Annotated in this window: 11 protein-coding genes; 3 read left to right on the top strand and 8 right to left on the bottom strand. The window is 38.2% G+C overall.

Annotated features, from left to right (window positions below; genetic code table 11):
• Positions 1-2 precede the first annotated feature (2 nt).
• From JKP34_RS04380 to JKP34_RS04400, 5 genes are all read right to left on the bottom strand, one after another.
• The gene (locus JKP34_RS04380) at positions 3-893 is read right to left on the bottom strand and encodes a branched-chain amino acid transaminase (RefSeq protein WP_201918081.1); all 891 of its coding nucleotides are present in this window, start codon (positions 891-893) and stop codon (positions 3-5) included.
• Positions 894-1,047: 154 nt separating this feature from the next.
• Positions 1,048-2,136 carry a 3-isopropylmalate dehydrogenase gene (leuB, locus tag JKP34_RS04385; RefSeq protein WP_201918083.1) on the bottom strand — a complete coding sequence of 363 codons (1,089 nt, stop codon included), beginning with the start codon at positions 2,134-2,136 and terminating at the stop codon, positions 1,048-1,050.
• Positions 2,137-2,745: a 3-isopropylmalate dehydratase small subunit gene (leuD, locus tag JKP34_RS04390; protein WP_201918085.1), complete on the bottom strand. Its 609-nt coding sequence runs from the start codon at positions 2,743-2,745 to the stop codon at positions 2,137-2,139.
• Between the two features lie 4 nt (positions 2,746-2,749).
• Entirely contained in the window at positions 2,750-4,141 is a 1,392-nt protein-coding gene (leuC, locus tag JKP34_RS04395; protein ID WP_201918087.1) for a 3-isopropylmalate dehydratase large subunit, read from the bottom strand.
• 12 nt (positions 4,142-4,153) lie between these two features.
• On the bottom strand, positions 4,154-5,317 hold the full coding sequence (locus JKP34_RS04400; RefSeq protein WP_201918089.1) for a 2-isopropylmalate synthase: 1,164 nt from the start codon (positions 5,315-5,317) through the stop codon (positions 4,154-4,156).
• A 173-nt stretch (positions 5,318-5,490) separates the two neighbouring features.
• Between JKP34_RS04400 and JKP34_RS04405 the strand changes: the two genes are divergently transcribed.
• The 3 genes from JKP34_RS04405 (at position 5,491) to JKP34_RS04415 (ending at position 8,900) form a co-directional block, all read left to right on the top strand.
• The gene (locus tag JKP34_RS04405; RefSeq protein ID WP_201918091.1) at positions 5,491-7,041 is read left to right on the top strand and encodes a hypothetical protein; all 1,551 of its coding nucleotides are present in this window, start codon (positions 5,491-5,493) and stop codon (positions 7,039-7,041) included.
• An 84-nt stretch (positions 7,042-7,125) separates the two neighbouring features.
• The gene (locus JKP34_RS04410; protein ID WP_201918093.1) at positions 7,126-7,665 is read left to right on the top strand and encodes a transposase; all 540 of its coding nucleotides are present in this window, start codon (positions 7,126-7,128) and stop codon (positions 7,663-7,665) included.
• A gap of 77 nt (positions 7,666-7,742) precedes the next feature.
• Entirely contained in the window at positions 7,743-8,900 is a 1,158-nt protein-coding gene (locus tag JKP34_RS04415) for a hypothetical protein (protein ID WP_201918095.1), read from the top strand.
• 111 nt (positions 8,901-9,011) lie between these two features.
• Here the strand turns inward: JKP34_RS04415 and thrC are convergent, their stop codons facing one another.
• The 3 genes from thrC to thrA are packed head-to-tail and all read right to left on the bottom strand — an operon-like array spanning position 9,012 to position 13,731.
• Positions 9,012-10,295 carry a threonine synthase gene (gene thrC / locus JKP34_RS04420; protein WP_201918097.1) on the bottom strand — a complete coding sequence of 428 codons (1,284 nt, stop codon included), beginning with the start codon at positions 10,293-10,295 and terminating at the stop codon, positions 9,012-9,014.
• Positions 10,296-10,298: 3 nt separating this feature from the next.
• On the bottom strand, positions 10,299-11,234 hold the full coding sequence (locus tag JKP34_RS04425) for a homoserine kinase (protein WP_201918100.1): 936 nt from the start codon (positions 11,232-11,234) through the stop codon (positions 10,299-10,301).
• 43 nt (positions 11,235-11,277) lie between these two features.
• Entirely contained in the window at positions 11,278-13,731 is a 2,454-nt protein-coding gene (gene thrA / locus JKP34_RS04430) for a bifunctional aspartate kinase/homoserine dehydrogenase I (protein ID WP_201918102.1), read from the bottom strand.
• Positions 13,732-13,972: the final 241 nt, after the last annotated feature.

The following is a 13,972-nucleotide window of genomic DNA, read 5'->3' on the forward strand; positions in this document are numbered from 1 at the left end:
TTTTATATGATGGTTTGGTTTTGTAAATCGTTAAATAATACCTTCTGGCGATACATCTGATAAAGATTGTAGCCTAATGAATCTTCCCATTGCAAGGGGTAAATAGTTTTGTCAACGCTGCCAATTGGAGCAATTTCAGCTGCGGTACCCGTGAAAAAAGCAGTGTCTGCATCAAGCAATTGTGATTTCGAAATAGGCTTTTCTGTAACTCTGATGCCCAAATCTCTGGATAACTCTATCACTGTTGATCGGGTAATGCCTGGCAAAATATTTCCTCTTGATGGCGTAAAAAGCTCACCATTCTTTTCAATAAATATATTCGCTCCTGAGCCTTCGGACACATAGCCATCATGATCTAGAAGAATGGCTTCATCATAACCTGTTTTCTTTGCTTCTGTGGTGGCAAGGATGGAATTCGTATAATGACCTACTACCTTGGCTTCCACATGTTGAGCAGCAGGATGAATCCTTTGATAGGAAGATATCTTTGCTTTTACAGGTTGCGTACCCAGATATTTCTCCCATTTCCATGCGCAGATGAACACGTTTACTTCATCTACAGGCTCGAGTGACATATTTGCACCTAAATAAACTAATGGCCTGATATAGGCATCAGTCAGGTTGTTTCTGTCCAATAATTCATAGGTGATGCTTACGAGTTCTTCTACCGAATAAGGTAGGTCGATGTGCATGAGTTGGGCAGAATACAATAGACGCTGATAATGCTCATGCGCTTTAAATACATTGAAGCCTAATTCATTTTTGTAGGCTCTAATGCCTTCAAAAACTCCATTTCCATAATGCATGGTTTGGCTGTATAAACTTGCGTTGGCTTCTGATGCCGGAAGCCACTCTCCGTTAAGGAATACGAGTGTGTTGTCTTTGTAGTACATATTGTTCAGGTTTTGATGATCCCTCAATAAAAAACGCCATCTTTTTTAGGGATGGCGTTTTATCAATTTATGAATATGATAATCCGTCATCCTTTGTGTAAAAGGATAATGACTTTAATAATTTCAATATTTAAGACCGATAGATTCATTTTGCTTAAGCACCTACGCTTGCTTTTTCTTTAATCAATTCTGCTATTCTGTCTCCAACTTCTGTTGTGGTTTTAGCTTTGCTTTCAGCTACTATGTCCGGAGTTCCTAATTCTTCTTCTAGTGCATTAAAAACTGCATTTTCGATTGCCTCAGCCTCCTCATTCATGTCAAAAGCATAATTGAGTAGCATGGCGGCTGATAAAATTGCCCCGATTGGATTCGCTATATTTTGACCTGCCGCTTCAGGATAAGAACCATGAATAGGCTCAAATAAGCTACTGCTTGTACCCAAAGAGGCAGATGGCAACATACCCAATGAGCCTGCAATAACAGAAGCTTCATCAGTAATGATATCACCAAACATATTCTCGGTAAGCACCACATCAAAATGCTTTGGATTTTGTATGATTTTCATGGCTGCATTATCCACAAACATGAAATCAAGTGCCACATCAGGATAATCCTGTGCTATGTCTTTTACTGTTTCTCTCCACAACCTGGAAGTAGCCAGTACATTGGCCTTGTCAACCAAAGTGAGTTTTTTATTTCTAAGCTGAGCTGCCTCAAATGCTTTTCGTGATATTTGATTAATTTCTTTCTTGGAATAAACACAGCTGTCAAAAGCAGTTTCTCCATTTTCGCTTCTTCCCCTAGGTTCACCAAAGTAAATACCTCCTGTAAGTTCTCTGAATACTACAAAGTCAGTTCCTTTGATGTTAGCTTCTTTCAGAGGTGAGATGTGTAAAAGCTTATCATAACTTTTAACAGGACGCACATTAGCGAAAAGTCCTAAATTTTTACGCATACGCAGTAAGCCTTGCTCAGGTCTTACTTTGGCTGAAGGATCATTATCGTATTTAGGATCACCGATAGCACCAAAAAGTATTGCATCGGCTTCTTTACAAATTTTTTCAGTTGCTGCCGGAAAAGGATCACCCGTTTCATCAATGGCCGCAGCACCAATTAATGCTTCCTGATAATTGAACTGATGTCCGAAACTATCAGCAACCGCATTTAAGCATTTTACTGCTTCTTTGGTTACTTCTGGGCCTATGCCGTCACCTGCTAATATGGCTATTTTCTTTTTGCTCATTTATGCGCTTACTGTTTTTGTATTATTTTTTCTTTTCTCGAATTGTTCTATTTCCTCCTTTTTGTTCAGCAAGAAATCGATGTCGTCAAATCCGTTAAGAAGGCAATATTTTTTATAGCTATTGATCTCAAAGGTTTCTTTTAAACCAATGCTTTCTATTTTAATGTATTGTTCCTGAAGGTTTACCTCTATTTCAACATTGCTATCTTCCTTAATAGCAGCAAATATTTTCTTCAGATTTTCTTCAGATACTTGTACAGGAAGCAAGCCATTATTCAAGGCGTTATTCTTAAAGATGTCAGCAAAGAAACTTGAAACCACTACCTTGATGCCATAGTCATATAGTGCCCATGCAGCATGCTCTCTGCTAGAACCACAACCAAAATTTCTACCGGCTACCAATATTTGGTCTTCAATATCTGGCTGATTGAGTACAAAATCTGGATTAGGCTGGTCGCCTTCTACATATCTCCAATCCCTGAATAGGTTATCACCAAAGCCTTCTCTGCTAACCGCTTTGAGGAAGCGTGCAGGAATAATTTGGTCTGTATCGATATCTTCTACGGGAAGTGGAATGCCTTTGCTATAAAGTGTATTGAATTTCTCCATCTGCTTAGTTCTTTAAAAATTCACGTACATCAGTAATTTTCCCTGTTAGTGCGGCTGCAGCTGCAGTCAATGGACTGGCGAGCATTGTTCTTGCACCAGGACCTTGACGACCTTCGAAATTTCTGTTAGAAGTAGAAACACAATATTTTCCTTTAGGTACTTTATCTTCATTCATGCCTAAGCAAGCGGAACAACCCGGCTGGCGTAATTCGAAACCGGCTTCTTTTAAGATGACGTCCAATCCTTCGGCTTTAGCTTGTTCTTCTACCTGCTTTGAGCCTGGAACTATCATGGCCTGAACGTGATCAGCTTTTTTCTTACCTTTTACCATTTCAGCTACCATGCGCAAATCTTCAATGCGTGAGTTGGTGCAGCTGCCAATGAATACGTAATCCACCTGATGCCCGATAAGCTGGCTACCACCTTGTAAATCCATGTATTGTAAAGATTTTGCCAATCCGCTACTTGCATCATTGGTTTCAGGGATAAGCTCTGCAATGCCAATGCCCATACCAGGATTGGTGCCATAGGTAATCATTGGGCTAATTTCTTCGGCTTTGAAGTAATATTCAGTATCAAAAACAGCATCTTCATCAGTTTTCAATTCCTGCCATTCCTTTAATTTAGCCGCCCAATCATCTCCTATAGGAGCAAATGTGCGTCCTTTGATATAGTCAAAAGTAGTCTGATCTGGCGCTATCAAACCACCGCGAGCACCCATTTCAATACTCATATTGCATATGGTCATGCGTGCTTCCATGCTTAATTCTTCTATGGCAGATCCGCAGAATTCAATGAAATGACCTGTGCCACCGCTGGCAGAAAGCTTGGAGATGATGTATAGTACAATATCTTTAGAAACAACTCCTTTATTGAGTTTACCATCAACCTGAATTTTCATGGTTTTAGGCTTGCGCTGCAATACACATTGGGTGGCCATTACCTGCTCTACTTCACTGGTGCCAATTCCGAAAGCAATGTTGCCGAAAGCACCATGAGTGGAGGTATGACTATCACCACAAACAATGGTCATTCCTGGCTGTGTAATCCCTAGTTCAGGGCCAATGACGTGCACTATGCCCTGATAGGGATGTCCCAAACCATATAATTCAACTCCAAATTCTTTACAATTTTTGATCAGCGTATCCACCTGATGCTTTGAAAGTGCATCTTTTATAGGGAGATGCTGATTTTCAGTAGGTACATTATGATCAGCAGTGGCAATAGTTTGCTCTGGTCTGAACAAACCTATGCCTCTATTTTTTAAGCCTGCGAATGCTTGTGGACTGGTCACCTCATGAATGAAATGCCTGTCAATATACACCACCTGTGGACCATCCTTAACGGCATGCACCACATGACTATCCCAAATTTTATCGAATAAAGTCTTTCCCATCTGCTACTTCAACTATTTTGAGAATACGTGATTATAATTTTTTACAAGGTGCTTGAGGTCGTCATCTTCCACCACATTGATTTCATCGGCCATTGTTAAAAATTGCTGGTAAGTTTCTTCCAATTCATCTTTGGAAAGATTTACACCTATTTCAGCAAGGCGGAAATTCAGAGCAGCTCTACCACTTCGTGCAGTAAGGATAATGCTTGATTTGTTTACACCCACTTCGTAAGGATCAATGATTTCGTAGTTGTCTTTATTCTTGATTACTCCATCCTGATGGATGCCTGATGAATGTGAAAAAGCATTGGCACCAACTATAGCTTTATTAGGCTGAACAGGCATGTGCATAGTTTCTGAAACCATGCGGCTTATAGGATATAAAAGTTTTGAATCGATTCCTGTTTCAAAACCCATCCATTCGTGTTTTTTCATGATCATTACTACTTCTTCAAGAGAAGTGTTTCCTGCGCGCTCACCTATACCGTTAATGGTACATTCAATCTGGCCTGCTCCATTTTTTATAGCAGCGATACTGTTAGCTGTAGCCAAACCTAAATCGTTATGACAATGTGCCGAAATGATGGCCTTATCGATGTCTTTTACATTATCTTTTAAATACTTGATTTTTGCACCGTAAACTTCAGGCATGCAAAAACCAGTAGTATCAGGAATGTTTACCACTGTGGCACCGGCAGCAATGGCTGCTTCTACCACTTGCGCTAAGAATTCATTATCAGTTCTGCCTGCATCTTCTGCATAGAATTCTACATCATCCACAAAGTTTTTGGCATATGTTACGCACTCTTTTGCTTTGGCAATTACTTCCTCATGCGTCATTTTAAGCTTTGTGAACACGTGTTGGTCAGATGTTCCTAAGCCTGTATGAATTCTTGGTCTTGCTGCTCCTTTGAGTGCTTCAGCTGCACATTCGATATCTTTTTTAACCGCTCTTGACAAGCCACAGATGGAAGCATCTTTAATTTCTTTAGCGAGTAACCTCACTGACTGGAAATCACCAGGACTTGAAATGGGAAAGCCGGCTTCGATAACATCTACACCAAGGGCTTCCAGGTGTTTGGCTAATTCAAGCTTCTTTGATTTGGTGAGTCCACAGCCCGGGACTTGCTCTCCATCTCTTAAAGTAGTATCAAAAATTTGAATGCGTTGCTGCATGTCAATTGCTTTAATGGTTTGTTTGATGATTGATGCTTAAGCATCTGATAACTCTAAATTAGAGGGAATGCACAGGCTGTTGAATACCAGATATTTAAGTTGTTACGATTTCTAATTGGATAAAATCATTAGATTTACCATGAAATAGGTTGTTTTAATTATTTTTCATTACGATGTCTAACCGTCACTCTGACCAATTATTTGTGCTGATAAAATCGCTTAAGCAAACTGAGAAGCGCTACTTTAATTTGTGGGTACAGAAAAACGGGGAATCGAATACTAAGTATTTTGAGCTTTTTGAACGGATAGCAAAACAAGATAGCTTTGATGATGAAGCTATTTTGAGAAAGTCAGAAAGTATAAAGGCCAGCCAGCTATCAAACTTAAAAGCACATCTTTATAAGCGCCTACTTCAGGCTTTGAGGCAGTTTGAGCAGGAAAAAACTGAGGAGATTCAATTGCGTGAGCAAATAGATTATGTGCAGGTTTTATACAACAGGGGTTTGTATAGGCAATGTGAAAACATGATTACGAAAGCTCATAAAAAGATTGAAAAAAGTGGTCATCTGGAGCTGAAGCTAGAATTACTCAAATGGGAAAAATTGGTACTGCGAAGAACGCTAGGACAATCTTATCAGCAGAAGGTGCAGCGCATACTTAAGGAAGTTGCTGATACCAATGAAAAAATTAACCTCATTAATAGTGTAACAAATTTGGCTGTAGAACTTAACGCCATTTATCTAAAGTGGGGTTATATCAGAAATGACAAGCAGCTCAAAAGCGTTGTAAAACTGTTTAATAGGCAACTTCCAAAATATAATGAAGCGGAACTTTCACTTTATGAAAAACTGAATCTTTACCGCACACTAGCCAACTATTATAGCTTTCTGGAAGAAAAAAGGGATGCTAATTTATATGCCGGTAAGTGGCTTAAGCTCTATGATAAAAATCCTGATCTGGTATTGAGTCAGATGGATGATTACTTGCAAGCCATCAACCAATTAATGATTGTACAATATAAAATGTATGCTTATGATGCGTTTATGCAAAATAGCAGACGACTGCGAGACATTGGCAGACAGCACAGAAAACATAAAAACTTAAACATTAGGAACAGGATAGAGAAATACATTTATGTGCATGAATTTAACAGGATTTTCATGTTGGGTGATTTTGACATTGGGGTACGACTTCTGAGCAAAATAGGCGATGACCTGGAAGCTTTCATAGAACGCTCTGATGAGCACTCACGTGTGATTCTCTATTACAAAATAGCTTGTTTGTATGTTGGTAATAGTCAATATAGTGAGGCATTGGAATGGTTGAATAGAGTGCAGGATGAAACGCAGGAAGATTTACGAGAAGATGTGTTATCATTTGCCAGAATATTGAGCTTGATAGCCCATTACGAATTAGGCAACACTGAGGTGATGGAGTATTACATACGTTCCACTTATCGCTTCTTATTGAAGAAGGGTGACCTTAATCAATACCAGAAGTATATTTTAGCCTTTTTGAGAAAGCTAGCTTCAGGTTTCAAACAAGAGGATTTACTTCCGGAATTTAAGTTGTTGTTAGAAAAGCTTAAGCCACTTCAAGAGATAAGATATGAGCAAAGGGCTTTTATCTACTTCGATATTATTTCATGGCTGGAAAGCAAGCTTGAGAATAAGCAAGTAGGCGAGGTGATCAGGGAAAAGGCTTTAAGAAAGATAAATAAATAGTTGTGAGAAAAATTTTAAATATAGTTCTGCTCCCGAATGTTGGTGTTATCACCAACATTTACACAAAAAATATTAGATTATTAAGTGGAAAATAGATTAGATGAACATATAAAGATATGCTTTCTGACAGCGACCATATTTGAGTGGAAGCCTTTATTAAAACCAGATAAATATAAAAAGCTTATTGTTGAAAGCTTTGATTTTTTAGTTAGTAATAATCGAGTTAAAATTTATGCTTTTGTCATAATGCCTAATCACATTCATCTACTTCTAAAAGTAATTCCACCTTGGAAGTTAGCTGATGTACAAAGGGATTTCATGAAGTTTACAGGGCAGCAGATCAAGTTTGATTTAATAAAACATCATCCGAAGGTATTGGAGTATTTTAGAGTTGACTTAAGAGATAGGCAGTATCAGTTTTGGCAAAGAAGCTCACTTGCTAAATTATTGGATGATAGAAAAATTATTGAAGAAAAGTTAGACTACATTCATAATAACCCTGTTCAAAAGAAATGGCTATTGGCAGATAGTCCGGTTGAATACCATTTTTCTTCATACAGATTTTATGAAGAAGGTGAATCTGATTTTCAATTTTTGACCCATTATATGGAGTATTTTGAATAATATGGCTTGTTGGTGATAACACCAACAAGAGGAGGGAGAATAAACAAGTAGTGGAGGTGAAAAGGAAAAATGCACTAATGAGACTAAAAATAGTTTTGAGAATTAGTATTAAAATAACCACTATAATTTCTTTTCTGGTACTTCTAGTTAATTGCCAGCAAAAAAATGAAGTAGGAAAAGAAAAATTGGATTTTTCAGTAGCTCATCATATTATGAAAGATTCCGTCAACCAAAACATAGCTGGGCGTCTGGAAAATTTCCTAATTACAAAAAATCAAAGCCCTACTGATAACCAATATTGGTTACCTTCAGATTTTGACGAATACCTTTTTCCATATGTCGATTTATATAAAATTGAAAAAGATAGCTCAGCTAATTACAAAGTTGAATTATTAGAAATCATAGATATCGAACTTGATTCGGTAAAGCTGGTCAAGTTTGCTTGCTTTAAAGAAATGAACGATGTAACCTCTTTAATGAATATTTATAATGTATTAGCGGTTAAATCAGAGGGTCAATATTTTTTCAGTCGATCACTTCAATATAACACGAGGAATTGGACAACATACCAGCATGAAGATTTTACTTATGTAGTTTCTCCCGAGAGGAATTTTAATATTGAGGAAGCAAAGAAGCAACAAGTTTTCAAGGATTCACTGATGCAGTTTTTCGGGCTTGACATCCCACCTATTACTTACTATTCCTGCATTTCGCCAGTAGAACTATTTGAAATTAAAGGATATGATTATGTAGCAAATATGTACATGAGCAAAAGTGGTGGACTTGCTGAGGTATTCTCAGGAATTATTTTTTCAGGAAATGATTCTGAACGATATGACCATGAATTGGTCCATTTCTTTACCAGAGCATTATTTCAGCATGATATGATTCCCCTATTTCATGAAGGGATAGCCACTTATTTAGGAGGTAGTGGAGATTATTCCTTTACCAAGCTGAAAGTGAAGCTTAGGCAGTACTTAAAAAATCATCCAAATATGGAATTGGCAACTATGATCAAACCTTACGACAGAAAGCATCTTTTAGAAGATCAATTAGATGCAGTCTATGTCGTTGGTGCACTTGTTTGTGAATATGTAGTGAATGAATACGGGAAGGAACAACTAATAAGTTTGCTCGATACTTCAGGTAATCAGGATTTATGGATAGCACTTGAAAAGGTGAATTTGAATAAGGAAAATTTCTCTAAAAAGCTCTTGCTCTACTTAAATAGTTAAAAGCTTGTTGGTGATAACAACAAGTGGATTTATGGTATAACTGGTTGTAAAATGCTTCCCAATGTTGGTGTTATCACCAACATTTTACTCTCAAACATTCCAAAACAACACTCATCTCAACAAAAACTGCTTAAACTGCTCATAGTCAGCTTTCATTTTGATACTGCTTTTCTGCTTTTGCATAAGTGCTTTCGCTTCTTCAGGGTATATGTCTTCTTTGGTTACCTTATTAACCACATCTATAAATTTGCAAGGATGTGCGGTTTCCAAAAGGAGCCCGAAATCATATTCATTTTTTTGTTCATGAGCTTTTAGAGCTGCATAGCCCACTGCTCCATGCGGATCGAGCAGGTATTCTTCATTCTTGAAAACTGATTGCATAGTATCCAAAGTTTCTTCATCAGAGAATGAATAACCTTTAATAAGCTGTTGCATTTCTTCCAGACTAAACATGTCTTTCATGCGCAAGAAATTGCTTGGGATGCTTACATCCATGGCATTAGAATAGGTCGCAACTGTGGGGTGAGGCTCAAAAATACCATTAAGCAAATAACGTGGCACGGTATCATTTTTATTCGCTGCTGCAACAAACTGATGAATGGGCAAACCCATTTGCTTGGCAAAAAGCCCTGCTGTAAGGTTTCCATAATTACCGCTAGGCACGGAGAAAGCAATTTTATCTTTATGGCTGAAGTACTGATAGGGCAGAAAGTAATAAATAGATTGTGGTAAAAATCGTGCTACATTGATAGAATTAGCAGAGCTTATCATTTTCTGTTTACGGAGCTCTTCATCCAGAAAGGCTGATTTTACTAATCGCTGGCAGTCATCAAAATCACCATCAATTTCAAGTGCTGTTACATTCTTTTCAAAGGTTGTGAGCTGCTTTTCCTGCAGTTCGCTCACTTTTCCTGACGGGTACAGAATAACTACTTCAATATTATCTGTTTCAGCGAAAGCAGAAGCTACCGCTCCGCCTGTATCTCCTGAAGTAGCAACCAAAATGGTACACTTTTCATCCTGATCTTTGTAAAAGTAGTCGAGGCAAAATGCCAGAAAACGAGCCCCTACATCTTTAAAGGCATAACTTGGGCCATGATACAATTCAAGTGCAAACTTCTTATCATCTATCTGAACCAGCGGAAATTCAAAAATGAATGTTTTGTTAATAATCTTCCATAATTCTTCTTCAGGAATACTGTCGCCCACAAAATTGGCTAAGACCAAATGAGCTATTTCTGAAATATTGAGATTGGGTAATTCCTTAAAAAATTCATCAATCAATTGAGGGATTTGCTGAGGCATAAACAAGCCATTGTCGGCTGGTAATCCTTGAATTACTGCTTCTTTGAAGGAAACGGAGGTGTTTTTATTGTTGGTGCTATAGTAGTTCATGTCTTAATCTTTCAATACTTTACAACCTTCACCATTGATTAGGGAAGTGTATGTTTTTGTCGGGATCTGATGCTTATCATAAAGAGCTTCCCATACTTCACAGATCAAATTAGCCTCGCTTTCGGTTTTGGTAAAAGCAAAAATTGATGGCCCTGAACCTGAAATACTGCAAGCAATGGCATTATTTTTCAAAGCTGTTGCTTTCGCTTCCTCATAAGCAGGGATCAGCTGCGCGCGTTTTGGTTCTGCTATCAAATCTTGCATACTGGCTTTAATCAATTCATAGTTTTTGGTAGTCATGCCGGCAATCATGCCTGCAATATTTCCGCCTTGTTTGGTATGATCTTCCAACGTAACCCGATCAGGTAAAAGCTTTCGCGCTTCTGAGGTTTTGACTTCCACCTGTGGGTGTACCACGGCAATATGCATTTCTTCCGGAAAAGGAATCTTAAAAACTTCCAATGGCTGATAGCCTTTTACGATGGTAAATCCACCCATAAGGGCAGGAGCTACATTGTCGGCATGGGCTTTACCAGCTAGAGCGGCTTCTCCTTGCATGGCAAAATCGATTAATTCTAGTTGACTGAATTTATTATTAAGCAATTGATTAAGACCAAATGCAACTCCAGCCGCACTAGATCCGCTAGAACCCAGTCCGCTGCCTGGCATCACATTCTTACTTATAGTAATGCGTAGGCCACGACTTTCATTTACCTGATTGAGCATTTTTTGTGCTACAATGCTCGCAATATTTTTTTCAGGGTCAAGTGGAATATCTGGAAAACCAGCTATTGGAGCAATCTCAATGCGGTTATTTTCTACCCAATTCAATTCAATAGTATCACCTATTCCATGTAAGGCTAATCCAAAAATATCGTAGCCCGGACCAATGTTTGAGATTGTCGCAGGAGCAAAAATTTTTATACTGTTTTTATTCATGACTCAATAGTGTGGTCTCACCCTTTCAGTGTGCTGACCTGATTTAAAAAGTATTAGCAATTCGCATGATATCTCCGAATATTCCTGAAGCTGTAACTTCTGCACCAGCTCCGGCTCCCTTTACCACTAATGGCTGATCAGGATATCTTTTGGTCGTAAAAAGCACTATATTGTCTTTCCCTTCCAGGTTATAAAGTGGAGTACCGGGTGCAATTTGTTGAAGACCGGTTTGTGCTTTTCCGTCCTTAAATCTGGCAACATATTTAAGTTTCTTTCCAGCTGCTTTGGCCTCATTAATCATTTGTTTAAAATGAGCCTCATGCTTACTTACCAATTTAAAAAAGTCATCAACAGAAGGAGCATCCATGCATTCTTTTGGTATAAAAGGCACAGATTCAATATCATCCATTTCAGTTTCTAAACCACTTTCACGCAATAAAATCAAAATTTTTCTCATTACATCGCTGCCACTCAAGTCTAAGCGAGGATCTGGTTCTGTGTAGCCTTCTTCTTTTGCCTGAGCAATAATTTCTGCGAATGACTTCGATTGTCCATCATAATTATTAAAAATAAAATTGAGGCTACCGGAGAGTACAGCTTCAATTTCCAATATCTCATCACCACTTTTTATTAAATCGTTCAGTGTATTAATGATGGGCAAGCCAGCGCCTACATTGGTTTCAAAAAGGAAATTACTTTTGAAGCGCAAGGCAGTGTTTTTAAGCTTTTTGTATTGAGTAAATGGGCCTGTGCACGCGATTTTATTAGGTGTAACGACTGATATGGTATTAGCCAGAATTTTTTGATAAGTGTTGGCAATCACCTTATGCGCAGTGTTATCAATAAAAATGCTGTTACGGAGGTTCATGGAAACCATTTCATCAATGAAACTATCTATATGCATGGTTTTTTCTGATGATAGCAACTTGTCCATCGGCTTATTGATGTCAAGGCCTTCTTCATCAAAGTACATCCTTTTAGAGTTGGCAATCCCAGTAATTCTTAAATCGATATGATGTTTTTCATTAAGAAAAGTTTGCTGTTTTTTAAGCTGTTGTAACAAAGCTTTTCCAACATTCCCGGTACCCGCAATAAAGAGGTTTACCCGCTTATTATCTGACAGGAAGAAACTTTCGTGAAGGGCATTCAACGATTTCTTAATTTGCTTTTTCTCAATAACTACAGAAATGTTCTTTTCCGAAGAGCCCTGAGCAATAGCTTTAATATTTACGCCATTGCTGCCTAAAATACTCAACATTTTTCCACTGGTACCAATCTGATTTTTCATATTAGCACCCACAAGTGCTACTATGGATAAATCTTTTTCCACCTCCAGCGGATTGATGAGCTGTTGACTTAATTCGTGTTGAAAATGTTCTTCTACAGCTGCTTTGGCTACTTCTACATCCTCCTGACTGATAGCCACGCAAATAGAATGCTCAGATGAGGCTTGCGTGATTAATATAACACTCACTTTGGCATCAGAGAGTGTTTCGAAAAGACGATGCGAAAAATATGGAATACCTACCATTCCGCTTCCGTTAAGGTTGAGTAGCGCAATATCTTCAATACATGATAATCCGCTGATCATCTGCTCATTTGAAACTGATTTTTCGGCAATTCGCGTTCCCTTGTCCTCTTTTTTCAGCGTGTTTTTGATTAAGATGGGAATTCCTTTTTTAAGCACAGGTTGAATTGATGGCGGGTATAGCACCTTTGCGCCAAAGTGCGTTAGCTCCATAGCTTCGTCATAACCTATTTCTTCAATGGTATAAGCATTTTTCACATAGGAAGGATTGGCAGTCATCATACCACTAACATCAGTCCATATTTCTAATTCGGGTGCATCAAGAGCAGCTGCTAATATGGCTGCGGTATAATCTGATCCACCCCGACCAAGTGTGGTTGTCCTTCCTGATGCATTGGCTGCCAGAAAGCCCGGACAAACACTGATTTTGAATGAATTGCTAATGTTTTCTGCAATCAGCTGGTTGGTCAGATTGAAATTAACATTGGCGCGCCCGAACAAGCTGTCAGTTTTAATAAAATCTTTGGGGTTCAACAAAAAAGTAGATTTTTCAGATTGCCTGAAATAGGTACTTATTATTTCTGCGGAAAGCACTTCGCCAAAGCAGCTTATTCTATCCATTGTTTGAACAGAAACTTCTTTAATGAGGAATACGCCTCTTAAAATGTCTTCCAACTCATTCAGTAATGATTTTAGACTGGTATTTAGAGCCGGTTGCGCATCACCTGATAATAATTTTTTGGCAGTTTGTAAGTGTTGGTTTTTAATTTCAGTTAATAGCTGCTCGTAGTCCGAATTGCCGCTGGCAGCAAGTTTACCACAATCAATCAACTTGGAGGTGATACCTCTAAAAGCTGAGACCACAACAATTACCTGATCTTTTTGAGCTTTCTCAAATACTATTTCTTTAACAATTTGAATATTTTCTGGGGTACCTACGGATGTACCTCCAAATTTTAAAACCTGCATAGCGCTTTAAATTAAAAGTGAGAATAATTTTAATGAGTTGAAGCTTCCTCGCTTCTTGTGGCGATATGATGAAATGAACCCCGTTAAGGGGTTGTAATGGTTGTGGTAATAATAGCCGTAAACGCAGCAATCCTATTAAGGCCTGTGCCTTGAATTTGCGTAAAACGATATGAAAAATTATTGGCTATCATCTGTTTAATGACTGAAAGCAAGACATAATTTGAGAAGAATGCAAAAATTA

Origin of the sequence: Marivirga atlantica, from assembly GCF_016734805.1 — a bacterium.
Lineage (GTDB): Bacteria > Bacteroidota > Bacteroidia > Cytophagales > Cyclobacteriaceae > Marivirga > Marivirga atlantica.

Bases quoted from the DNA above. Each gene is read 5' to 3' on its own strand.
- leuD (WP_201918085.1), bottom strand. From the start codon at position 2,745: ATGGAGAAATTCAATACACTTTATAGCAAAGGCATTCCACTTCCCGTA.
- JKP34_RS04380 (WP_201918081.1), bottom strand. From the start codon at position 893: ATGTACTACAAAGACAACACACTCGTATTCCTTAACGGAGAGTGGCTT.
- JKP34_RS04400 (WP_201918089.1), bottom strand. From the start codon at position 5,317: ATGCAGCAACGCATTCAAATTTTTGATACTACTTTAAGAGATGGAGAG.
- JKP34_RS04415 (WP_201918095.1), top strand. From the start codon at position 7,743: ATGAGACTAAAAATAGTTTTGAGAATTAGTATTAAAATAACCACTATA.
- thrA (WP_201918102.1), bottom strand. From the start codon at position 13,731: ATGCAGGTTTTAAAATTTGGAGGTACATCCGTAGGTACCCCAGAAAAT.
- leuB (WP_201918083.1), bottom strand. From the start codon at position 2,136: ATGAGCAAAAAGAAAATAGCCATATTAGCAGGTGACGGCATAGGCCCA.
- JKP34_RS04405 (WP_201918091.1), top strand. From the start codon at position 5,491: ATGTCTAACCGTCACTCTGACCAATTATTTGTGCTGATAAAATCGCTT.
- leuC (WP_201918087.1), bottom strand. From the start codon at position 4,141: ATGGGAAAGACTTTATTCGATAAAATTTGGGATAGTCATGTGGTGCAT.
- JKP34_RS04425 (WP_201918100.1), bottom strand. From the start codon at position 11,234: ATGAATAAAAACAGTATAAAAATTTTTGCTCCTGCGACAATCTCAAAC.
- thrC (WP_201918097.1), bottom strand. From the start codon at position 10,295: ATGAACTACTATAGCACCAACAATAAAAACACCTCCGTTTCCTTCAAA.